This window comes from Sphingopyxis sp. H050, from assembly GCF_001468265.1.
Lineage (GTDB): Bacteria > Pseudomonadota > Alphaproteobacteria > Sphingomonadales > Sphingomonadaceae > Sphingopyxis.
The window spans coordinates 577907-599537 of sequence record NZ_LNRZ01000003.1 but is presented as its reverse complement, the minus strand read 5'-3'; the positions used below and the strand labels follow the sequence as shown (position 1 = coordinate 599537).

Here is a 21631-nt window from a genome sequence, read left to right as displayed (position 1 = left end):
GGATCGGCGGCGAGCAGCGCCAGCGCATCGGCGAGGCGGGCCTCGAGCCAGCCGATGTCGCCCAGCCAGCGACCGAGGCTGGCCACAGCAGCCGGCGGCGGCAGGGTCGCGGCGGCGTCGAGCGCGGCGCTCAGCCCGCCGGCCGCGCGGTCTTCGGCGTGCCAGCGGGCCTCGGCGGCATCGGCGGCGGCGCGCATCCGCGCGCGGCGGGGCGCATCGCGGCGCGGGAAATGGTCGTGGCGGGAGGCAGGGGTCATCGCAGCGGCGGCTCGCAAAATGGCGCGCGGACGAAGGGCCGTCCGCGCGCGCCGGGTTTCAGTCGTAGATGATCATGATGACGGTGACGCCGGCCTCGAACACCGAGGCGCTGGGCGCGAGGCCCTCTGCGGCGAGCGCCCCGAAGAGCCCGACCGCAGTGTCGAGCAGCGGCACGGCGTCGATATCGATGGCGGGTAATTCCATAAACGCTCCTGTCGGTTGCGGCGGCGGATGCGCCGCCGCGGGCAGGGCTAAGCCGCCGGGCGCGCGGCGCCGAGTTAACTTAACGTAATGCGGCCCCGCCGGTCGTCGAAGCGCGGTTGCGCCGCGACGCGGGAGCGGCGACGGTGCGCCGAACCAGGGAGATCGCGGCGGGGAAACAGGGCGACGGGCTGGCGAATCGCGCCTCAGAGCGCGGCGCGGAAGGCGGCGAGGCGCTGCACCGCTTCGTCGAGCGTGGCGCGGTCCTTGGCGAAGCAGAGGCGCAGGATGTGCTGCGGCCCCGCCCCCTCGAACAGCGCCGACACCGGGATCGACGCCACGCTCGCTTCGCGGACGGCGCGCTCGCTGAATTCGCGGTCGGAAAGCGCGATGCCCGAGGCGGCGAGATCGATGCAGAGAAACCAGGTCGCGGCGTTCGGCAGGACGACGAAGCCGGCGCGCTCGAGCGCATCGGCGAGATGCCGCCGCGACGCGGCCCACTCCGCGCGCTGGTCGGCGAACCAGGCATCGGGCTTGGAAAGCCCCTCGGCGACCGCCCATTGCAGCGCGGGGGGCGTGGTGAAGGTCAGGAACTGGTGCGCGCGGCCGAGCGCCTGCGCGAGATCGGGCGCGGCGCAGAACCAGCCGACCTTCCAGCCGGTGAGGCCGAAGATCTTGCCGGCCGATCCGATCTTGATCGCGCGCTCCGCCATGCCGGGGAATGACAGCAAGGAGCGGTGGCGGACGCCGTCGAAGCGGACATCCTCCCACACCTCGTCGCAGATCGCGATCAGATCGTGACGAACGCACGCGTCGGCGATCGTCGCGAGGTCGGCCTCGCTGGCGACCGTGCCCGCCGGGTTGAGCGGGTCGTTCAGCATCAACAGCCGCGTGCGCGGGGTGATCGCGGCGGCCAGCGCTTCGGCGTCGTAGCGCCAGTCGGGCGGGCTGAGCGGCACCGACACCGCGACGCCGCCGGCGCGGCGCACCATCGGGGCGTAGCTGTCATAGGCGGGCTGGAAGAGGATGACTTCGTCGCCGGGATGAACGAGCGCGAGGAGCGCCGCGGCCAGCGCCTCGGTCGCGCCCGAGGTGACGGTGATCTGATCGCCGGTCAGCGCCAGCCCCTGCCGCCGCGCATAGAAACCGGCAATCGCCGCACGCAGTTCGGGGAGGCCGGGGGCCGGGGGATATTGGTGCGATGTTTCGGCGAGCGCGCGCGTGGCGGCCGCGACCATGTCGGGATGCGGCGGGCCGTCGGGGAATCCCTGCCCCAGGTTGATCGCGTCGTGGGCGCGGGCGAGCGCCGACATATGCTCGAAGATCGTCGGCGCCATCGCGGCGTAAAGCGGATGGATTCGGGTCACGCGGCGGGCGGCGCGAGCCAGAGCGACAGGCCGGGCGGCGGATCGGCGGGCGGCGCCTCCGCCGGGTGGCGTACGGCGTCGGCGCGGGCGCGGTCGAGGATCGCGGCGGGAATGCGCGCGGGGTGGAAGATATGGTCGGCCTCGCCGAGCAGGCGTGCGGCGCGCAGGGTGAGGTCGTCGGGGTCGGCGCTGGTCAGGCGGATGGTCTCGAGGCGGCCCGGCCGGGTCGCGCCATCGGCGGCCAGCCACGCGTCCACCCTGTCCGCGGCGTCATCGTCGAGCGGATCGAGCGCGCCGCCGGAGGCCAGCGCCGCATCGATCGCGCGGCGGCGGTCGGCGGCCGCGGGCCAGCGCGCCTTCATCGCGGCGCGCGCGGCATAGAGCGCCGACGCCAGCGCGCCGAGGCGCGCGGGCAGCAGCGCCTCGATCCGCTGACGGATCGCTTTCGCAAGCCCGGCCGAGGCGCCGCCGGTGCCGATCGCGATCGTCACCGGCGCGCGGTCGACGATCGCGGGGGTGGTGAAATCGCACAGCTCGGGGCGGTCGACGACATTGACGAGCAGGCCGCGGGCGCGGAGGTCGGTCGCCGCCGCTTCGGCGCCGTCATCGAGCGCGACGAAGGCGATGGTCGCGCCCTGTTCCCACGCCGGGACGACGCGGCCGCCGGCGCGCTCGATCAGGCGCGCCTTGGCGTCGGCGGCTTCCCCCTCCCCGATCAGCACGACCGTGCGGCCGTTGAGGTTCAGGAAGATGGGGAGTTGGTGCATGGGGTAGTCCTAGCAGAAATGCGGCCAAAATCCTCCCCGCTTGCGGGGAGGTGGCAGGCCGCAGGCCTGACGGAGGGGGGCGGCGTCTCACGCCACCTCGCCTGAGGGCGCGAACCCCCTCCACCACCCTTCGGGCGGTCCCCCTCCCCGTCCCGGGGAGGATCTAGTCAATCCAATCCGGCACCCGCTCGGCGGCCATGATCGTGCCCGCGGCGATGCGGTCGGCGACGACGACATAGCGGTCGCCGTCGACGAGCACTTCGGGAACCAGGCTGCGGCTGTTGTAGGTCGACGCCATCGTCGCGCCATAGGCGCCGGCGGTGCGGAACACGGCGAGGTCGCCGGGCTCGACCTTGTCGGTCGTGCGGTCGCGCGCGAAGGTATCGCCGGTTTCGCACACCGGGCCGACGATCGAGGCGGTCATCGTCTCGCCCGTCGGGGTCACCGACACGAAGTCGTGATAGGCGTCGTAGAGCGCCGGACGCGCCAGGTCATTCATCGCGGCGTCGACGATCACGAAGGGATGGGTGACGCCAGGCTTCACCCACAGCACTTCGGTCAGCAGCACGCCGGTGTTGCCCGCGATCACGCGGCCGGGTTCGAACATCAGGGTGACGTCCCAGTCCTTCGTCACGCGCGCGACCATCGCGCCATATTCGGCGGGGCTCGGGGGATTATCCCCGGCCTTGTACGGCACGCCGAGACCGCCGCCCAGATCGACATGGGTGATGCTGTGCCCGGCGGCGCGCAGGTCGGCGACGAGCTGGCCGACGCGGACGAACGCCGCCTCGAGCGGGGCGAGGCTGGTCAGCTGGCTGCCGATATGCACCGCGACGCCGCGCATCTGCAGGCCGGGCAACGCCGCGAGGCGGGCGAAGATGTCGGGCGCGACGTCGATGCCGACGCCGAACTTGTTCTCGGCCTTGCCGGTCGAAATCTTGGCGTGGGTGCCCGCGTCGACGTCGGGATTGACGCGCAGCACCGCGGGCGCCGTCATGTCCTTGGCGAGCGCGATCTCCGACAGCGCGACGCCTTCGGGTTCATGCTCGATGTTGAACTGGCCGATGCCGCGGTCGAGGCCCAGCGCCAGCTCGGCGCGCGTCTTGCCCACGCCCGAAAACACGATGTCCTCGGCCGCCATGCCCGCCGCGAGCGCGCGTTCGAGCTCGCCGCCCGACACGACGTCGGCGCCATAGCCCTGCCGCGCGAGGACACGCAGCACGCCAAGGTTCGGGTTGCACTTGATCGCAAAGGCAAGATGCTTCTTCGGCACATCCTTCAGCCCGTCGGCGAAGGCCTGGGCGTGGCGTTCGAGCGTCGCGCGCGAATAGACATAGACGGGGGTGCCGATTTCCTCGGCGATGCGCGGCAGCGGAATGTCTTCGGCGTGCATCACGCCGTCACGAATTTCAAAATGGTTCATCGAAGGAAGTCCTGATCATCTTGCCCCGGTCGCATCGAGCCCTTCGACCGCCTTGCAGGCGCTCAGGGCTCGACACGAACGGGCTAGGTATGTTCGGTTTGCATCAGCCCGGAGGCGGCAAGTCGAAATCATTGGGTTGGCGTTGTTCGGAGCGTTTGAGAAGTTCGTCGCTGCGCGCCGGCTTGGCCTGCGCGTCGGGCGTCGTAAGCTCCTCCGTCGTCGGGGCGCGCTTCGCGCCCACGGGTATCGCCGCCGCAGGCTGGCCTGCCGCGGGCTTCAAATCTTCCTTGCTGCCGCATGCGCCGAGCAGCGACGTTGCGACGACTATGGCTATGATCGGGCGGCTGTTCGCCATCACTCTTGTCCTTCCAGCGCGGCACGGGCCGCGGCGATGGCCTGCCTTACCCGTTCGGGCGCGGTGCCGCCATAGCTCATCCGGCTGGCGACCGACGCCTCGACGGTGAGCGCGGCGAGCGCCCCCGGGGTCACCGCCGGATGGATCGCCGAAGCCTCGCCCGGGTCCAGCGCCGACAGTTCGACGCCAAGCTCCTCGGCGCGCTTCACGCACGAGCCGACGATATGATGCGCCTCGCGGAACGGCACCCCGGCCTCGCGCACCAGCCAGTCGGCAAGGTCGGTCGCGGTCGAAAAGCCCGAGGCGGCGAGCGCGCGCATGCGGTCGGTGCGGAACGTCAGCGTTTCGACCATCCCGGTCATCGCGGCGAGCGACAGCGCGAGCGCGTCGAAGGCGCCGAACACCGTCTCCTTGTCGTCCTGCAGATCCTTCGAATAGGTCAGCGGCAGCCCCTTCACGATGACGCTGAGGCGCTGGAAGGCGCCGAGCAGCAGGCCCGCGCGGCCACGCACCAGCTCGGCGGCATCGGGGTTGCGCTTTTGCGGCATGATCGAGCTGCCGGTCGACCAGGCGTCGGGCAATTGCACGAAGCCGAAGGGCTGGCTCGCCCAGATCACGACTTCCTCGGCGAGGCGCGACAGGTGGATCGCGGCGATCGAAGCCGAGGCACAGAATTCCAGCGCGAAGTCGCGGTCGGATACGGCATCGATGCTGTTCGCCATCGGGCGGTCGAAGCCGAGCGCCGATGCGGTGGCGGCGCGGTCGAGCGGAAAGCTGGTCCCGGCGAGCGCCGCGGCGCCGAGGGGCGATTCGTTGAGGCGGCGGCGCGCATCGGCGAAGCGCCCGCGGTCGCGGCCGAACATCTCGACATAGGCGAGCAGGTGATGGCCGAGCGTCACCGGCTGCGCCACCTGCAGGTGGGTGAAGCCCGGCATGATGCTGTCCGCATGGTCTTCGGCGCGCGCGAGCAGCGCCGACTGGAGCGCGGTCAGTCCCGCGTCGATGCGGGTGCAGGCGGTGCGGACCCAGAGGCGGAAGTCGGTCGCGACCTGATCGTTGCGCGAGCGCGCGGTGTGCAGGCGTCCGGCCGCCTCGCCGACCAATTCCTTCAGCCGCGATTCGACGGTCATGTGGATGTCTTCGAGGCTGAGATCGACCGGCACGCCCTGCTCGGCGAATTCGTCGGCGATCAGCGCGAGGCCGCGGTCGATGACGACGGCGTCTTCCGCCGCGATAATCCCGGTCGCTCCCAGCATCGCGGCGTGCGCGCGGCTGGCGGCGATATCCTCTTCCCACAGGCGCTTGTCGACGGGGATCGAGGCGTTAATCTCTTGCATGATCGCCGCGGGTCCGCCACCGAAGCGGCCGCCCCACATGCTGCTCTTTTCCGGAGTATCCGCCATTCGCCGCAATCCAAACCTGTATTCCGCGATCCTCGCCCTCATGCTGGCCGGATCGGTCGCGGGCTGCGATAGGCAAAAGGCCGCCGGGGAGCAAGCGGGAGCACCGCAAGCAAATATTTCGCCCGGTGAAGCGAAGGCTGGCCGCGGCGTCGAGACGTTCGAGCACATCGTCGATCGCGCCAATGCCGGCAAGGCCGCGCCCACGGCCGCGTTTCGCGGTCCCGACGATGCGCCGGTGACGCTCGCGGCGTTCCGCGGCAAGCCGCTGCTCGTCAACCTGTGGGCGACCTGGTGCGCGCCGTGCGTCGCCGAAATGCCGACGCTCGATGCGCTGGCGGCGAAGGAAGGCAAGCGGATGAGCGTGGTCGCGGTCGCGCAGGATTTGCAGGGCGCCGAAATCGTCGATCCCTGGTTCCAGAAGGCGGGTCTGAAAGCGCTGCAGCCCTATATCGACCCCGACAATGCCCTGCTCGACGCCGCGAACAGCGCGCTGCCGACGAGCATCTTCTACGACGCCGACGGGCGCGAGCTGTGGCGCGTGGTCGGCGCGATCGACTGGCAGGGCGCGGAGGCGAAGGCGTTGTTGGCGGAGGGTGGTGTCTGATCAATCCTCCCTGTGCCGCAGGCATGGGGAGGTGGCAGCGCGAAGCGCTGACGGAGGGGCCATGGCGCGACGTTGCGGCCCCTCCACCGCCTTCGGCGGTTCCCCTCCCCACGGCTTCGCCGCAGGGAGGATTTTGAACAAGCCCCCTACCGCCCGGGCAAGGCTGGGTCAGCCGCCGACCGTCACGCGGCCGGTGCGATAGCCCTTCTTGCGCATTTCCTTCACATAATCCTTGTCGGCATCGACGACTTCGGTGGTCCATTCGTCCCACGCGTCCCAGCGGTCCTCGCGGTCGGTGGCGTGGCGAAGGTCGCTGATCAGCTCCTTCTCGGCCTCCAGAATGTCGGCTTTATAGTTGTACCAATATTGGTTGTAGACGCCCGCGATCGGCACCGCGCGGATTTCGGGGCGCTCGAAGCCTGCGGGCATCGCGCCATAGGGAACCGCCGCGATCGCGGCGCTGGCGGGAAGAGCCATGGCGACGGCCAAAATCGTCCATTTTTTCATCGTCTTTCTCCTGGTGGACCCGTTGGTCAGGAGAAAGAACGAAGCAGGGCGGCGTTTTCTTCCCGGCTCGACCGCGATTCCGCACGGCTGGCGGTGAATCCGCTAACCCGGATGCGCCTCGTCGCCGACGCTCGATCGCAGGAGGCCGCGGAACACCTCCTGCGCGTCGCGTTTGCCCTGCGTCACGTCGTACACGTCGCGCGCGATCGGCATCGCGAGATCATATCTGTCGGCGAGCGCCATCACCGTCGGCGCGCTCTTCACCCCCTCGGCGACCATGTTCATGCCCGCGATGATCTCGTCGATATGCCGCCCCTTGCCCAGTTCGACCCCGACATGGCGGTTGCGGCTCAAGGGGCTGGTGCAGGTCGCGATCAGATCGCCCATGCCGGTCAGCCCCGCGAACGTCTCCGGCCGTCCCCCCATCGCGACGCCGAGCCGCGTGATCTCCGCCAGCCCGCGCGTCATCAGCCCGGCGCGCGTATTGTCGCCCGCCCCCAGCCCGTCGCCCATGCCGACCGCGATCGCGATGATATTCTTGAGCACCCCGCCAAGCTCGCAGCCGAGGAGGTCGGTGTTGGTGTAGACGCGAAACAGCCCCGAGTGGAACACCGGCTGGAGCGCGCGGACGACGATCTCGTCCGCCATCGACAGCACGCTCGCCGCCGCCTGCCCCGTCATGATCTCGCGCGCCAGATTGGGCCCGGTCAGGACGCCGACGGGATGGCCGGGCAGGATTTCCTCGATCAGCTCGGTCATCCGCTTGCCCGACGCGAGTTCGAGGCCCTTGGTCAGGCTGATGACGGGCACCCACGGGCGAAGGTGCCGCTTCGCCTCTTCGAGCACGCCGCGGAAGCTGTGCGAGGGCACGCCCATCACCAGCACGTCGGCGCCCGCGACGACTTCGGCCATGTCGCTCGTCGCGCGCAGCGCCGCGGGCAGCCTGATGCCGGGCAGATATTTGCGGTTCTCGTGATGGCTGTTGATGCCGTCGACGGTCTCGGCATCGCGCGCCCACAGCGTGATCGGCGCGTTGCGCGACACCACCGACGCGACCGTCGTTCCCCAGCTGCCCCCGCCGAGCAGGCCGACCTTCAACCGCATGCGCCTCTCCCTGTTCTCAGGCGAGACTGGCGCGCAATTCAAAGCTTGGCAAGAAAGCCCTTCATCACCGCCGCGGTCGCCTTCGGATCCTCGACCATCGGGACGTGGCCGACATGCTCGAAGATATGGCTGCGGCTGCCCGGGATGCCCGCTTCGAGCACCGGCACGCAGCTGACGTCGAGCAGCCGGTCGTGGCGGCCCCAGATGATCAGCGTCGGCGCCCGCACCTCGCCCAGCCGGTCGTTCAGCGGATGGTCGCGGCCCTCGTTGGCGATGATCCAGAAAATATGGTCGAGCTGGTCGCGATATTTGAGCCCGTCGGCATAGAGCACCGGCTTGAGCCGCGCGGGGATGTACGGCGGCTTGTGGACGACCATCGCCACCAGCCGGTCGGCGTCCTCCAGATTGGCGAGGACGAGCGGGTTGTAATCCTCGTTCGCGGCCTGTTTCTGGAGGTCGCTTTCATGCTCGCCGAGCACGCCCGCATTGTTGAGCAACGTCAGGCTGGCGAGGCCATCGGGATAGTCGAGCGCGTAGCGCAGCGCGATCCAGCCGCCCATGCTGTTGCCCGCGACATGCGGGCGCGAAAGGCCGAGCGCGTCGGCGAAGGCTTTCAGCCGCGCGGTCTGCGCCGCGATGTCATAGGCAAGGTCGGGGTTGCGCTCATTCTCGCCAAAGCCGGGCAGGTCGGGCGCGATGACATGATAGTCGCGCGTCAGATAGGGCGCGATCATCGACCAATTATCCTTGTCGCCGGCAAAGCCGTGGACGAGCAGCAAGGTCGGCTTCGCCGGATCGCCGCCCTCGAGATAGGGCCAGGCGCGGCCCTCGACGGTCACGCTCTTCTGCACCGTGCCGCCGCGCTTGCGGAGCAGCCAGCGCGCGATCGCGACGAGGCGGCCGGGGAAGAGGAAATAGAACAGCGCAAGGCTGATCAGCGGTGCGAAGATAAGGATGAGGAGGATTTTCATATCGTTTTAACGCCAGCCTCTCACTTCCGTTCGCCCTGAGCTTGTCGAAGCCTGTCCCGAGCGACGCCGCAGGCGGCGTCGAAGGGGGCCGTTCTTTCTTTGGGCGCAGCAAGAAGAAGGACGGTGCTTCGACAAGCTCAGCACGAACGGATGCTGGTAGCTATCGCACATGCGCGTCGAACCAGCCGATCAAATCATCGAGCACCGCATCCTGTTCCGGTTCGTTGTAGATTTCGTGGAACAGGCCGGGATAGATCTTCAGCGTCCTGTCGGCCGACGACACATGATCGAACAGATATTGCGAGCCCGCGACCGACGCGAGGCTGTCCTCCTCGCCGTGCTGGAACAGAATGGGCAGCGTAATTTTGGACGCACCGGCTTGCGCCGCGGCCATCGCGTCCATGAATTCCTTGCCGAGCCGCGCGCCGATCTTGCCGGTATGGACGAGCGGGTCGGCGAGATAGGCGGCGACCACCGCGGGATCGCGGCTGACGCCGTTGGCGTCGAGCGACAGCACGCCGAGGCGCGGAAAGAAGCGCGAGAGGAAGCGGCTGATCCAGACGGTGAAGCGCGACGGCGGCGCGCCGGGCACGATCGCGGGGCCCGAGAGCGCGGCGGCGACGAAGGCCGACTGGCGCTCGATCAGGAACAGCGTCGCGATCAGCCCGCCCATGCTGTGGCCGAGGAGCAGGCGCGGCACGTCGCCGTGATTGACCTCGACCAGCGTCAGCAACTCGGCCATGCCGTCGGTGAAGGCCGAGAAGCGCGGCACATAGCCCCCCTCGCCATCGGATTGGCCGTGCCCCCAATGGTCGATGGCGTAAACCGCATAGCCCGAATCGGTCAGCCGCCTGGCGACATGCTGGTAGCGGCCGGCGTGCTCGGCATAACCATGCGCGAGCAGTACCACCGCCTTGGGCAGGCCATCGGGGAGCCAATGGGTGACGTGCAGCCTGGTGCCGGCGCCGGCCGACCCGGCCGGCAGCGTCAGCGCCGGCATGTCAGCGGACCGCCTTCTTCAGCGCCGAGCTGCGGTGGCCGGGGCCGTCGTCGCCGCCCTTGTCGATCTTTGCCAGGATCGCGTCGAGCGCGCGGCTGATCGCGGTTTGCGTCCGCACCATCTCGACCTTCGGCCAGGCGGTGCGCTGGCCGGTGTCGATCAGTTCGTCGATGTCTTCCTGCGCGAGGTCGCTCAGGATCTTGGTCGGCGACCAGAATTTCGGCGGGCGGATGATATTGATGTCGCCGGTATATTCCTGGTTGATCACCGAACGCGCCATGTTCGCGAGGCTGTTCAAGGGCGGCACCCATTCGAGCGGCTTCTGGAAAATGATCATATTGGCGTTGAGCCACGCCTTGAAGGTCGCGATCGACGCATGTTGAATGGCCTCGATCGGCGCCATCTGCTTGCGCGTATCGGTCGCGAAGGGCAGCGCGAGCGGGTTCGCCTGGCTCACGATATGGTGGTTTACCCCGTACAGGCGTTCGAGCCGCTTGGTCGGAATGTCGTGCGTCACCGATCCGTCGACCCAGCGCCGGTCGGGCTGATAGGGAACGCGGTTGCCGTCCTCGTCGCGCGCCATCAGCATGACGGGCGGAAAGACGCCGGGGACCGCGCACGACGCCAGCACCGCCTCGCGGATCAGCACGTTCGGCGCGGTGATCGCGTTCAGGAGGCGGCCGTTCTGATATTTTTCCGCGGGGGCAACCGAGACGTTGAGATGGCGGCCGCTGATCTCATAAGCCTCCTGAAAGGTCAGGTCGGGGATCAACTCGGCCAGCCGGTCGCGCACTTCGCCGGGGGCGAGGCGCTTCATCTCGGGATCGCGCGCCGGGTTGGCGAGGCGCTTGCTGTCGAGAAAGGGGCCGATATCGGCATCCTTGCGCGTGCAGACGATCGCCGCGACGATCGACCCGCCGCTCGACCCGGCGAGGATGTTCGGCAGCACACCCTCGTCCCACAGCGCTTTGACGACCCCGACATGGAAGAAGAGGAAGCTGCCCGAGCCCGAGAGCAACAGCGCCGAGCGGCCATAGCAATGCTGCGCGCGGCGGAAAAAGTCGCGCTTCTCTTCCTTGCCAATGCTGCGCGATGCGGCGATCTTGCCCAGCGCCGCGACGACTTCGGCGACATAGGCCTCGATCAGCTTTTTCGTGCCGAAACGCGCCTTTTGATACAGGCGCTCGTGCCCCATGCCGTCGATATTGCCGTGAATGCCCTCGTTGAGCACGAACAGCAGGCCCTTGACGTCGCCCGCCGCCGACAGCTTGCGGAGCTTTTCGAGCCGCGCCCGGATCGCCTTGTGGTCGAAATGCCGGCTTTCGTCGGCGTCGCGCCACGCCTGCATCCCCGATTTGACGTCAGCGGCACGCGCCGCTTTCGACCAGGCGGCATAGTCGGACGCGCGGACAAGCTCGGCGTCGGCGCTGAGCGTCGGGGCTAAAATCATTCAGTGTTCCTGCGAGACATGGCTATTTTTTGCGATTCTTGCCGGTTGCGTTGCCTTTGGCAACTGTTTTGACACGATCGTCGCCCCCGCGCAGGCGGGGGCCGTTGTCGGCCTTGCCCTTCGGTGCCGCGGAAACATCCAGCGGCCCCCGCCTGCGCGGGGGCGACGATAAGGGGGTCGTCTTTTTTCCCTTGGCCGCCCTTTTCGGTTTCGCTTTCGCCGCCGGTTTCGGCGTTGCCGTAGCGGCTTTCGCCTTCTCGGGCTTCGGCGTCGCGGCCATCAGATCGGCGAAACTTTCGTCGATACACTCCCTGAAAAACGCAATGTCGGGCATGATCGCGCGTTCGCTGATGATCGAGAAGGCGATGCGGCCGTTGTAGCTGGGGGTCGCGACGAACAGCCCCATATTGTTCGCGAGCGGCGCCATGCCGTGCTGCTGCACGAGCTGCGCGCCCGCCAGATAGAGCGGCACCTGCGCGCCGGGCACGTTCGAGATGAACAGATTGGTGCCGCGCACCGCAAAGCGTTCGCTGGTCAGGATGCGCGCGACCGCGGCCATCGTCGCGCCCGGGATATGCTGCGACAGGTCGGTCATGATCCGTGCGCTGACGCCTGCCTTCGCTTCCTTCGCCTCGACCGTATAGTCGCGGATCGCCGCGAGCCGTGCCAGCGGATCGGCGATGTCGGTGCGCACCGGCACGCTCATCGCCGACACCTGATTGCCCGGCGTGCTCGCTTTCCCCGCGCCCTTTTCCTTGCCGCGAAGATTGATCGGTGCGACCGCGACCAGGCTCTCCTTCGGCAGCTCCTTGTGCTTCGCCAGATATTTGCGCAGCGCGCCGCCGACAGTCGTCAGCACGACGTCATTGACCGTCGCGCCCGGCACCTTCTTGCGGATTTCGGCGACGTCGGCGAGCGCGACGGTGGTCGCGTCGAACATCTTGTGCGGGCCGACCGGGACGTTGAAGCGCGTTTCGGGGACCCCCGCGGTCATCCCGCCCTCGGCCATCGACTTGCGCGCCGAGGCGACGATCGCGGGCGAGACCTTGAGCAGCGCGTTCATGAACTTGACCGGCGACTGCATCGACGCCGACCAGGCGCGCGTCACCGTCTCGGCGCTCGACGGCGGGCGGCCAAGTTCTTCGAGCGGCGGCGGTTCGGGAATCGCGGGCGTCCCCCTGGCGTCGATGTCGCTCATCGCGATGAAGGCATGCGCGCCCGACGCGCCGTCGACCGCGGCATGATGGACGCGGTGGAGCATCGCGAAGCTGCCCTTGGGAATCCCCGGAATGCGGTCGAGCCCCTCGATGATATAGATGTCCCAGAGCGGCCGGTTCATGTCCATCGGCTTCGAGAAATAGCGCGCGACCGCGATGCAGAACTGCCGCCAGTCGCCCGGCTCGGGCAGGCGCGCGTGGCTCATATGCGCCTCGATGTCGAAATGCTCGTCCTCGACCCAATAGGGGTGGTCGAGGTCGAAGGGCAGCCGGTGCAGCCGGCGCTTGAACAAGGGCGAGGTGTGCACGCGGCTTTCGACGTGGCGGATGATGTCCTTGAAGCGCACGAAGCCGCCCGGCGCGGTCGAGGGGTCGTAGATATAGACCCCCATGATGTGCGTCAGATTGTTCGCGGTCTGCGTGTAGAGGAACTGGGCGTCCTGCGCGCTGAGCTGTTTAAGCATGTCGTTTTCCTCTCTCGGTGATCCTCCCCCACCGGGGGAGGGGGACCACCCGAAGGGTGGTGGAGGGGTACAGGAGGTCATAAGCCGCGCCAGACTGCCCGTACCCCTCCACCATGCTTCGCATGGTCCCCCTCCCCGTACCGGGGAGGATCCAGAAATCGCTGAACCGCTTAGGCATCCGAGGCTCCCGGCAACCGATCGGCCAGCGCCGTCGTCGACAGGCGCATCGATTCCATGACGTTAGCGAGCCCGCGAAGTTCCGCGAGCAGCGCGCGCCGTGCGGCGAGGCTGTCGGGGGTCGCGGTTTCGGCGAGCCCCATGTGCCGCATCAGCGACAAGCCGTTTTCGAACAGCAATTTGCCGATCGCGGCCTCGCTGCTGATGCGGCGGAGGAGATAGGCCTGCCGCCCCTCGACCAGCGCAGTGTCGAGCAGCGCCTTCGCATCGACCGCGTCGCCGGGCTTCGCGCGCGTCAGCAGTTCGGCAACGACCGAATAGGCTTCGGCAAAGGGCAACAGGATCGCGTGGCCGACGACCGGCTGGCAGCGGTGGATGAGCTGCGCGACGCCGCGGTCGCCGCTCGCGAGGCGGCGGTCCCAGACGGGGTCGATGCGCGCGAGCTCGGCCTCGAGCGCGGCGCGATGCTCGTCGCGGGGCGGATAGAAGAATTCGAACTTGAACAGGTCGCGCAGGCGATCGATCTTGGTCCAGAAGGCGGTCGTCCTATCGCCCTCGCCGCTTTCGCGAAGCTGGAACAGCGCCAGCTCGATCATCGCGCGGTCGAGGAAATGATGCGCGATGATGTTGCGGTAATAGCTCGCCATCGGATGCTTGGCGGGGTCGATCGAATAGACATTCTCGCTGCCCGCCTCGTAGCGCGTCAGCAGCCCGCTTTCGACGAGCGTGTCGACGGTGGCGGACAGCGCGCTGTCGTCGCGGCTTTCGAGCTCGCTGCTGAGGCGGATGCCGCGCTCGCGCGCCCAGTCGGTGACCGCCGCGATCGCCGCGAGCAGTTCGGCCGCGGTCGCGCCGCGCGGCGCGAGGCCGAGGAGGATCAGGCACATCACCGAGGTGACGGTGAGCGGCGTCACCCGATTGGCCTCGACCGCCACCGCGAAGGCGATCTTCTCGAGCGCGCGCTTGTCGTCGGGACCGGGGGCTTCATCGATGATCACCGGATTGCCGATATCGAGGCGGATGCGGCCCGAGGGCTCTTTCAGGCTCTTCATATAGCCGAGGAACCACGACAGGCTCTCGGGCTTCTTGTTGCGCCCGGTCTGTTCGGCGGCATATTCCTCGACGTCGCGGATCAGGTCGAAGCTGGTCACGAAGGGCACGAAATGGACGTCGCGCGTTCCCGTCGCGTGCGCCGCGTCGAGGACATATTTCATCAGGCCATATTTGGGCGGCATCAGCTTGCCGAGCCGCGAGCGCGTCCCCTCGAACGCCCAGCTCAAGGGGAAGCGCTTGGCGAGCAGCCAGGCGATGTAATGGCGCAGCACCAGCTTGTAGACCGGCTGGTCCTGGAAGCTCCGCCGGATGAAGATCATCCCCGATCGCCGGAAAAATTCGCCCATGACCGCGAAGTCCAGGTTTGCGCCGCCGAAGCTGTGCAGCATCGGCATGTCGTTTTCATAGGTCAGCCGGCTCGGCGTCGCGCCGTCGATATAGGTCTTGTGGGTGAACAGGATCGCGGTCGGATGTTCACGCAATATAGTGCGTAACCTTGCCAGTTCGGCGGCATCCACCTCCATCTCGGGCGCATACCCCCCGAACATCATCCGGTCGAGACGGGCGCGAAGATCGAGAAAAAGCGCCGAAGGCCGCGCAATGACCTCCTTCATCAACGGCCGCGCCTCGCGATAGAGATCGCCGACCGGACGCCCCGTCCTCTCGGCCAGATCGGCAAGCGCGGCGCGGAATTTGGGGCTGGTGCGCAGACCATCGGCGACGAAGCGCGGCACCTTGTACCGTGTGCCCCGAATACCGCGCTCGGCGACATCGAGCGCGAGCGCCGCCTGCCGCGCGACGAAGCCCGCGAACTCGGGACTGTCGGCGCCCTCGCCGTCGCCGCCGCCGGTCTGGGCGCGGAAACGGTCGCGCAGCGCATCGAGCGTCGCCGCCTCGCCGACGAGGATCTGTGCGCGGCGTCGGTCGCGAAGCAGGATCAGCCGCGCGCGCAGCGACCCCGGATGGCGTGGGTCGCCGAAGATCAGGTGGCGGAGCTTGAGCGCGCGATCGCGGTCGAACCCGGGGATGCGCCACGCGACGCGAAGCGGCACGACCTGCCGCGACGCCGCCCCGCCGAGCCGCGCTCGGAGCACGTCGACGGGGAGCGCATGATCGCCGTCCTCGATGTCGAGGCTGGCCCATTGCGGCTCCTGATCACCCGACGTCGCATGGATCCAGTCGAGCAATATGCGCCGCTCGACCCCGTTGCGCGCGTCGATGATATAGAGCCGGTCGGCCGCCTCCTCCGCCACGATTCCGGTGCGGGGCGTTCCATCGGCCACCGCTTAGCGAAACCCTGCCAACAACCCGTTCATGTCGAGCGAAGTCGAGACACCCCGATGGCAAGCGCCTGACCGATGGGCATCTCGACTTCGCTCGATGCGAACGGGTTTGGGAAGGGCAGTCATCCCTTCGGCGCCTTCTTTGCCGTCGCCTTTTTGGCGGCCGTCTTTTTCTTGGGCGGCGCCTTCTTCGGCTCGGGCTTTTTCGCTGCAGCCTTCTTGGCCGCGGGCTTTGCGGCCGACGCTTTCTCGACCGGTACAGCCTCTTCCTTCGCCAACGCCTCGGCGGCGCTTTCCTCCGGCTGGCCGAGCGTGCGCAGGAACATGTTCCGCACGTCGCGGACATGATCGTTCAGCGTCGCGACCATCCACCCCGACGTATCGACCGGCGGCAGTACGGTGACGCGCACCGTCGCGGGGCGCATCACGAACTCGTTCTTCGGCGCGACGTCGGTCGCATTATGGATCACGATCGGGACGATCGGCACGCCCGCCTGCATGGCGAGATGGAAAGCGCCTTTCTTGAACGGCGCGAGCTTGGGGGTCAGCGTCCGCGTGCCCTCGGGCGAGATGCAGATCGACTTGCCTTCCTCGCGGATCGCGTCGACCAGCGGCTCCATCGCCTTGATCGCGCTCTTGCCGTCGGCGCGGTCGACGAAGACGGTGCCGCCCCATTCCATCAGCTTGCCGAGGATGGGGATGTCCTTGATCTCCTTCTTGCCCACCCCGCCCATGTCGCGGCGGATGAGCTTGGCGAGGATCATGACGTCCGCCTTGCTCTGATGGTTGAAGATGAAGACGCAGGGGCGCGACGACCAGAGATGTTTCTCGCCCTCGACCTCCAGCTCGACGCCGGTGATCGCGGTCGCGAAATCGCCGAACAGACCCATCGAGAAATTTACCGCCTCGCGCTGCGAGCGGGTCAGCGCCCAGATCGGCAGCCCCGCGGCAAAGGCGCCGACGAGCGAGCCGGTCGCATAGATGGTGCGCGTGTAGTCGATCCACGACGGCGTGCCGCGGCTCGCGAAACGCTGCACCGGCCAGCCCCGTTCGTCTGCGATGCCCTTAAGCTTCATGTTCGGGTTGAGCGGGCGCGGCTTGCCGACGCGTTCGAGCAGTTCGATATCGTCGTCGCTGTCCGAGTAGAAAAAGCTCTGGTCGAGATCGAGGCCATAGTCTGCGGCAAGCTCTTCGGCGGCAAGCACCTTGCCCTCGCCGAAGCAGAGCGGCCGGATGATCTCGCCGGTGAAGACGCCGTCCTCGATTTCATAGGCCGAACATTTGATGTCGGTAATGCCGAGGTCGCGCGCGGTCGGTTCGATCTGGTAGATCGTCGCCGACGAGATGATCGCGACGCGGTGACCCTTCGCCTGATGCGCCTCGATGATCGCGCGCGTCTCGGGATAGATTTTGCGCGCGATATGCTTCTTGTAGAGTTCCTCGCCGAATTCGATGAAGCTTTGCTCGTCGACGCCCTTCATGAATTTGGCGGCGCCCGACATCAGGCCGGAAAAGCCGATGGTGCCAAGGCTGTGCTGCGCGATGACCTGCGCGGTCTCAGCGATTTCCTCGACCGACATTTCGCGGCGCTGAAATTTTTCGCGCAGCATTGCGGTGGCGGAGTAGCCCGAGATGATGGTGCCGTCGAAATCGAACAATGCGGCGATATGCGATCCGGGTTCGGACGCGAGTACTTCTTCCAAATGCGGCTGCGGTCTTGGCACGCGCATCTCCCCACGGGCGGCTATATTGCCGCCTTTCCCTGCACGATGGCAGTAAAGATGGCGTTTATCAATGGCGGGGAAGTGCAGCAGCCTCGCGCGCCAGCGCCTCGATTTTCACCTGATCGAGCGGCCCCGACGGGACCACCCAGCTGCCGCCGACGCAGCGCACCGCATCGAGCGCGAGCCAGTCGGGCGCGGTCGCCAGAGTGATGCCGCCGGTCGGGCAGAAGCGCGCCTGGCCGAATGGCCCGGCAAGCGCCTTCAGCGCCGGGATGCCGCCGCTGGTCGCGGCGGGGAAGAATTTGAAACGGTCGAGGCCAAGGTCCATGCCGCGCATGATGTCGCCGGCGTTGGCGGTGCCGGGCAGGAAGGGAATGCCGCTCGCGACCGCCGCCTTGCCGAGATTGTCGGTGAGGCCCGGCGAGACGATAAACTCGGCGCCCGCATGGATTGCCGCGGTCAGCATGGCGAGATCGAGCACGGTCCCCGCGCCGACGACCGCGCCCTTGACGCTCTTCATCGCGGTAAGCGCGTCGAGCGCGGCGGGAGTGCGGAGCGTGACTTCGAGCACGGGCAGCCCGCCCGCGACAAGCGCCTCGGCCATCGGCACCGCATCCTCGACGCGGTCGATGACGATCACGGGGATGACCGGCGCGAGCGCCATGATCTGGTCGATGGATTGGTCTGCCATAAAAACTCCGTTCGAAACTCTACACTCCGTTCACCCTGAGCTTGTCGAAGGGCCGTTCTTTCGCTGCGACATCGACACAAAAGGACGGTGCTTCGACAAGCTCAGCACGAACGGATGAGGGGTTAGCCCGTAACCGCCTCCATCGCCGCCAGCACCGCCGACCCGCCCTTTTCGGCTTCGTCGGCGTGATGACGGAACAGCGCGAACAATTCGCGGCCCACGCCCAGCGCGGGCGGCGGGGCGACGGCGGGCGACCGTGCGGCCCAGATCGCGGGATCGACGAGTGCGAGCACTTCGCCCTTGCGCGCGCAGACGCGGACGATGTCGCCATCGACCAAATAGGCGAGCGGACCGCTCACCCCGTCCGCGCCGGGCAAGGCTTCGGGCGAGAGGTGGATGACCGCGGGAACCTTGCCGCTCGCGCCTGACATGCGGCCGTCGGTGAGCAAAGCAACGCGGAAACCCTTGTCCTGCAGCACGCCAAGCGCGGGTGTGAGCTTGTGCAGCTCGGGCATGCCGTTGGCGCGCGGGCCCTGGAAGCGGACGACGACGACGACGTCGCGCTCGAGTTCGCCCGCCTTGAACGCTGCCAGCACTTGATTCTGGTCGTCGAAGATCCGGCAGGGCGCCTCGATCGTCCAGCGATCCTCGGCGACGGCGCTTGTCTTGATGATCGCGCGGCCGAGGTTGCCCGCGAGCAGCCGCATCCCGCCGTCGGGCGAGAAGGGTGCGGCGACCGGGCGCAGCATCGTATCGTCGCGGCTTTCTTCGGGAGCGGCCTGCCAATGGAGTTCCTCGTCCACCAGCACGGGTTCGGCGGCATAGTCGGCCATCGTCCCACCGACGGTGAGCACATCGCCGTGCAGCAACCCCGCGCCCAGCAATTCGCGCACGACATAACCGATCCCGCCGGCTGCGTGGAAATTGTTCACGTCGCCAGAGCCGTTCGGATAGACGCGCGCGAGCAATGGCACCGCGTGGCTCAATTCGTCGAAATCCTGCCAGTCGATGATAATCCCCGCCGCGCGCGCGATCGCGGGCAGATGGATCGCATGATTGGTCGAACCGCCGGTGGCGAGCAGGCCGATCGCGGCGTTGACGATCGCCTTTTCGTCGACGCAGCGCGCCAGCGGGCGATAATCGTCGCCGTCCCAGCCGATCTGGGCAATCCGGTGCGTCGCGGCGCGGGTCAGTTCCTGCCGCAGCTTGGTGCCGGGGTTGATGAAGGCGCTGCCGGGGATGTGCAGCCCCATCAGCTCCATCATCATCTGGTTCGAGTTCGCGGTGCCGTAGAAGGTGCAGGTGCCCGCGCCATGATAGCTTGCCGCCTCGGCCTCGAGCAGTTCGTCGCGGGTCGCCTTGCCTTCGGCATAAAGCTGGCGGATGCGCTGCTTTTCCTTGTTCGCGAGGCCCGAGGGCATCGGGCCTGCAGGGACCAATATTTGCGGCAAATGGCCGAAACGCAGCGCGCCGATCAGGAGGCCGGGGACGATCTTGTCGCAGATTCCGAGCAGCAGCGCGCTTTCGAACATCGCGTGGCTGAGCGCGATCACCGTGCCCTGCGCGATAGTGTCGCGGCTGAACAGCGACAGGTCCATACCCGCCTGCCCCTGCGTCACGCCATCACACATGGCCGGAACACCGCCCGCGACCTGCGCGGTGACGCCGACCTCGCGCGCGAACAATTTGATCTGTTCGGGGTAGCGGCCGTACGGCTGATGCGCCGAGAGCATGTCGTTGTAGCTGGTGACGATGCCGATGTTCATCGCCGAGCCAGTGCGGATCACCGGCTTGTCGTCGCCCGCCGCCGCGAAGCCGTGCGCGAGATTGCCGCACGACAGGCTGCCGCGGTTGGTCCCGGCCTCGCGCTGGCGCTCCATTAGCTCGAGATAGGCGGCGCGGCGCGGGGCGCTGCGCGCGATGATGCGGTCGGTGACGGCGGCGATGGTGGGGTGGAGAGTGGTCATATTATTTCCTCGTCGCCCCCGCGAAGGCGGGGGCCGCTGGCAACCTTGCGCTTCGTCGATAGCGGCCCCCGCCTTCGCGGGGGCGACGGATATTCCTCAGTCATGCCAGCTCGCTCCGTCGCGTTCGATCAGCGCGATGGCGCTCGACGGGCCCCAGCTGCCCGCGGTGTAACTTTGCGGCGCCATGTCGACCGCCGCCCACGCGTCGCGGATCGAATCGATCCAGTCCCACTGCGCCTCGACCTCGTCGCGACGCACGAACAGGGTCTGGTCGCCCTCGATGAAATCGAGCAGCAGCCGTTCATAGGCGATCCGCCGCCGCTCGCCCGCAAAGCTGTGTGAGAGCGAGACGTCCATCGTCACTTCTTTGAGCTTCACCCCGTCGCGGTCGAGCCCCGGTTGCTTCGCCATCACCTTGACCCGGATATTCTCTTCGGGCTGGAGGTTGATGATCATGCTGTTGGCGTCGAGCTTGCCCGCGCCGACGCGCGCGAAGATGTTGTGCGGCACCGGCTTGAACTGGATCAGCACTTCCGATTTGCGCTCGGGCATGCGTTTGCCGGTGCGCAGGTAAAAGGGCACGCCCTTCCAGCGCCAGTTGTCGATGAAGGCCTTGATCGCGACGAACGTCTCGGTGTTCGACGGGTTGCCAAGTTCGTCGGCATAGCCCGCGACCGCGCCGCCGTTGACCGCGCCGCTGTTGTACTGCCCCTTGACGCTGTGCGCCTTCACATCCTCGGCGGTCATCTTGCGGAGCGAGCGGAGCAGCTTGACCTTTTCGTCGCGCACCGCGGTCGACGAGACGCTGGCGGGCGGCTCCATCGCGATGATCGCGAGCAATTGCAGCATATGGTTCTGAACCATATCCCTGAGCGCGCCGACCCCGTCATAATAGGAAACGCGGCCTTCAAGCCCGACGGTTTCCGCCACCGTGATCTGGACATGGTCGATCGCCTGCGCGTTCCACAGCGGCTCGAAGAGCATATTGGCAAAGCGCAGCGCGAGCAGGTTCTGGACCGTTTCCTTGCCAAGATAATGGTCGATGCGGAAGACGCGATCCTCAGCAAAGGCATCGCCGACTTGTGCGTTGACCTCGCGCGAGGAGGCGAGATCGTGGCCGATCGGCTTTTCCATCGCGATGCGGCACTCGGCGCAGGCGATGCCCGCGGCTTTCAGCCCCTGCGCGATGGGGCCGAACATCGATGGCGGGGTAGAGAGATAGGCGCCGATCGGACGGCCGAGCCGGTCGCCGAGCTGCGCCGCGAGATCGTCGTATCCCGTGCCAGCGCCCGCATCGACCGGGCAATAATCGACGCGTTCGAGAAAGCCCGCGATCTCAGCGTCGTCGAGGCGGTCGGCGGGGAGGTGTTCGGTCAGCGCCTTCCGCACCAACTCGTGGCTCGCGGGGCGGTCCATCTTCGACCGGCCCGACGCGATGATCGTCAGCTCGTCCGCAAGCAATCCGTCGACATGCAGATTATAGAGCGAGGGAAAGAGCATCCGCTGCGCCAGGTCGCCCGTCGCGCCGAACAGGATCAGGGTCTCTACTTTCACGCTCACTTGGGTCCCCTTGGATAGCTTTTCAGAATTGGCGGATGCCCCCACCGAATGCAACGCGCATACGTAGGCCGCATACGATGTCCGC

Annotated in this window: 20 protein-coding genes; 2 read left to right on the top strand and 18 right to left on the bottom strand. The window is 67.4% G+C overall.

All coding sequences use genetic code 11. The features are described 5' to 3' along the window. From ATE67_RS09065 to argH, 7 genes are all read right to left on the bottom strand, one after another. Positions 1–257, bottom strand: a 257-nt coding sequence (locus ATE67_RS09065) for a hypothetical protein (protein ID WP_058816376.1), incomplete at its 3' end; no start/stop codon positions are given. 58 nt (positions 258–315) lie between these two features. Next, positions 316–462 carry a hypothetical protein gene (locus tag ATE67_RS21365; RefSeq protein WP_156416957.1) on the bottom strand — a complete coding sequence of 49 codons (147 nt, stop codon included), beginning with the start codon at positions 460–462 and terminating at the stop codon, positions 316–318. A 203-nt stretch (positions 463–665) separates the two neighbouring features. Continuing rightward, positions 666–1826 (bottom strand): aminotransferase, encoded by a 1161-nt coding sequence (locus ATE67_RS09060; protein WP_156416956.1) that lies wholly within the window; start codon positions 1824–1826, stop codon positions 666–668. After that, entirely contained in the window at positions 1823–2593 is a 771-nt protein-coding gene (locus ATE67_RS09055; protein ID WP_058816374.1) for a precorrin-2 dehydrogenase/sirohydrochlorin ferrochelatase family protein, read from the bottom strand. The genes ATE67_RS09060 and ATE67_RS09055 overlap by 4 nt, the downstream gene beginning before the upstream one ends. Positions 2594–2756: 163 nt before the next feature. Next, positions 2757–4016 carry a diaminopimelate decarboxylase gene (gene lysA / locus ATE67_RS09050; RefSeq protein ID WP_058816373.1) on the bottom strand — a complete coding sequence of 420 codons (1260 nt, stop codon included), beginning with the start codon at positions 4014–4016 and terminating at the stop codon, positions 2757–2759. Between the two features lie 103 nt (positions 4017–4119). Beyond that, a complete protein-coding gene (locus tag ATE67_RS09045; protein WP_058816372.1) occupies positions 4120–4371 on the bottom strand; it encodes a hypothetical protein in 252 nt (83 codons plus the stop codon). Further along, complete coding sequence (argH, locus tag ATE67_RS09040) at positions 4371–5747, bottom strand: argininosuccinate lyase (protein ID WP_058816371.1); 1377 nt, start codon at positions 5745–5747, stop codon at positions 4371–4373. Before argH ends, ATE67_RS09045 begins: the two co-directional genes overlap by 1 nt. On the opposite strand from argH, the gene ATE67_RS09035 reads away from it, so the two are divergent. After that, entirely contained in the window at positions 5746–6378 is a 633-nt protein-coding gene (locus tag ATE67_RS09035; protein ID WP_058816370.1) for a TlpA family protein disulfide reductase, read from the top strand. The two genes, argH and ATE67_RS09035, sit on opposite strands and share 2 nt — an antisense overlap. A 168-nt stretch (positions 6379–6546) precedes the next feature. Here the strand turns inward: ATE67_RS09035 and ATE67_RS09030 are convergent, their stop codons facing one another. Then, positions 6547–6855 (bottom strand): hypothetical protein, encoded by a 309-nt coding sequence (locus tag ATE67_RS09030; protein WP_231728090.1) that lies wholly within the window; start codon positions 6853–6855, stop codon positions 6547–6549. Between ATE67_RS09030 and ATE67_RS21990 the strand changes: the two genes are divergently transcribed. Then, positions 6854–6982 carry a hypothetical protein gene (locus tag ATE67_RS21990; protein WP_269433442.1) on the top strand — a complete coding sequence of 43 codons (129 nt, stop codon included), beginning with the start codon at positions 6854–6856 and terminating at the stop codon, positions 6980–6982. The genes ATE67_RS09030 and ATE67_RS21990 overlap by 2 nt on opposite strands. Before the next feature lie 5 nt (positions 6983–6987). Here the strand turns inward: ATE67_RS21990 and ATE67_RS09025 are convergent, their stop codons facing one another. The 10 genes from ATE67_RS09025 to zwf all read right to left on the bottom strand — a co-directional run bounded on the left by ATE67_RS09025 (position 6988) and on the right by zwf (position 21486). After that, on the bottom strand, positions 6988–7989 hold the full coding sequence (locus ATE67_RS09025; RefSeq protein ID WP_058816368.1) for an NAD(P)H-dependent glycerol-3-phosphate dehydrogenase: 1002 nt from the start codon (positions 7987–7989) through the stop codon (positions 6988–6990). Positions 7990–8027: 38 nt separating this feature from the next. Beyond that, positions 8028–8960: an alpha/beta fold hydrolase gene (locus ATE67_RS09020; RefSeq protein WP_058816367.1), complete on the bottom strand. Its 933-nt coding sequence runs from the start codon at positions 8958–8960 to the stop codon at positions 8028–8030. A gap of 160 nt (positions 8961–9120) precedes the next feature. After that, on the bottom strand, positions 9121–9960 hold the full coding sequence (locus ATE67_RS09015; RefSeq protein ID WP_058816366.1) for an alpha/beta hydrolase: 840 nt from the start codon (positions 9958–9960) through the stop codon (positions 9121–9123). A 1-nt stretch (position 9961) separates the two neighbouring features. After that, positions 9962–11410: a DUF3336 domain-containing protein gene (locus tag ATE67_RS09010; protein WP_058816365.1), complete on the bottom strand. Its 1449-nt coding sequence runs from the start codon at positions 11408–11410 to the stop codon at positions 9962–9964. A gap of 22 nt (positions 11411–11432) precedes the next feature. Further along, positions 11433–13091, bottom strand: a complete 1659-nt coding sequence (locus tag ATE67_RS09005) for a wax ester/triacylglycerol synthase family O-acyltransferase (protein WP_082660281.1) — start codon at positions 13089–13091, stop codon at positions 11433–11435. A gap of 170 nt (positions 13092–13261) precedes the next feature. Continuing rightward, positions 13262–15604, bottom strand: coding sequence for a glycerol-3-phosphate 1-O-acyltransferase (locus ATE67_RS09000; RefSeq protein ID WP_058816364.1), 2343 nt, complete (start codon positions 15602–15604; stop codon positions 13262–13264). 122 nt (positions 15605–15726) lie between these two features. Continuing rightward, on the bottom strand, positions 15727–17334 hold the full coding sequence (locus ATE67_RS08995; protein ID WP_058816363.1) for an HAD-IB family hydrolase: 1608 nt from the start codon (positions 17332–17334) through the stop codon (positions 15727–15729). A gap of 61 nt (positions 17335–17395) precedes the next feature. Further along, a complete protein-coding gene (gene eda, locus ATE67_RS08990; RefSeq protein ID WP_058816362.1) occupies positions 17396–18019 on the bottom strand; it encodes a bifunctional 4-hydroxy-2-oxoglutarate aldolase/2-dehydro-3-deoxy-phosphogluconate aldolase in 624 nt (207 codons plus the stop codon). Positions 18020–18141: 122 nt separating this feature from the next. Next, positions 18142–19986 carry a phosphogluconate dehydratase gene (gene edd / locus ATE67_RS08985; protein ID WP_058816361.1) on the bottom strand — a complete coding sequence of 615 codons (1845 nt, stop codon included), beginning with the start codon at positions 19984–19986 and terminating at the stop codon, positions 18142–18144. Between the two features lie 96 nt (positions 19987–20082). Continuing rightward, the gene (gene zwf / locus ATE67_RS08980) at positions 20083–21486 is read right to left on the bottom strand and encodes a glucose-6-phosphate dehydrogenase (RefSeq protein ID WP_058816441.1); all 1404 of its coding nucleotides are present in this window, start codon (positions 21484–21486) and stop codon (positions 20083–20085) included. Positions 21487–21631 lie beyond the last annotated feature (145 nt).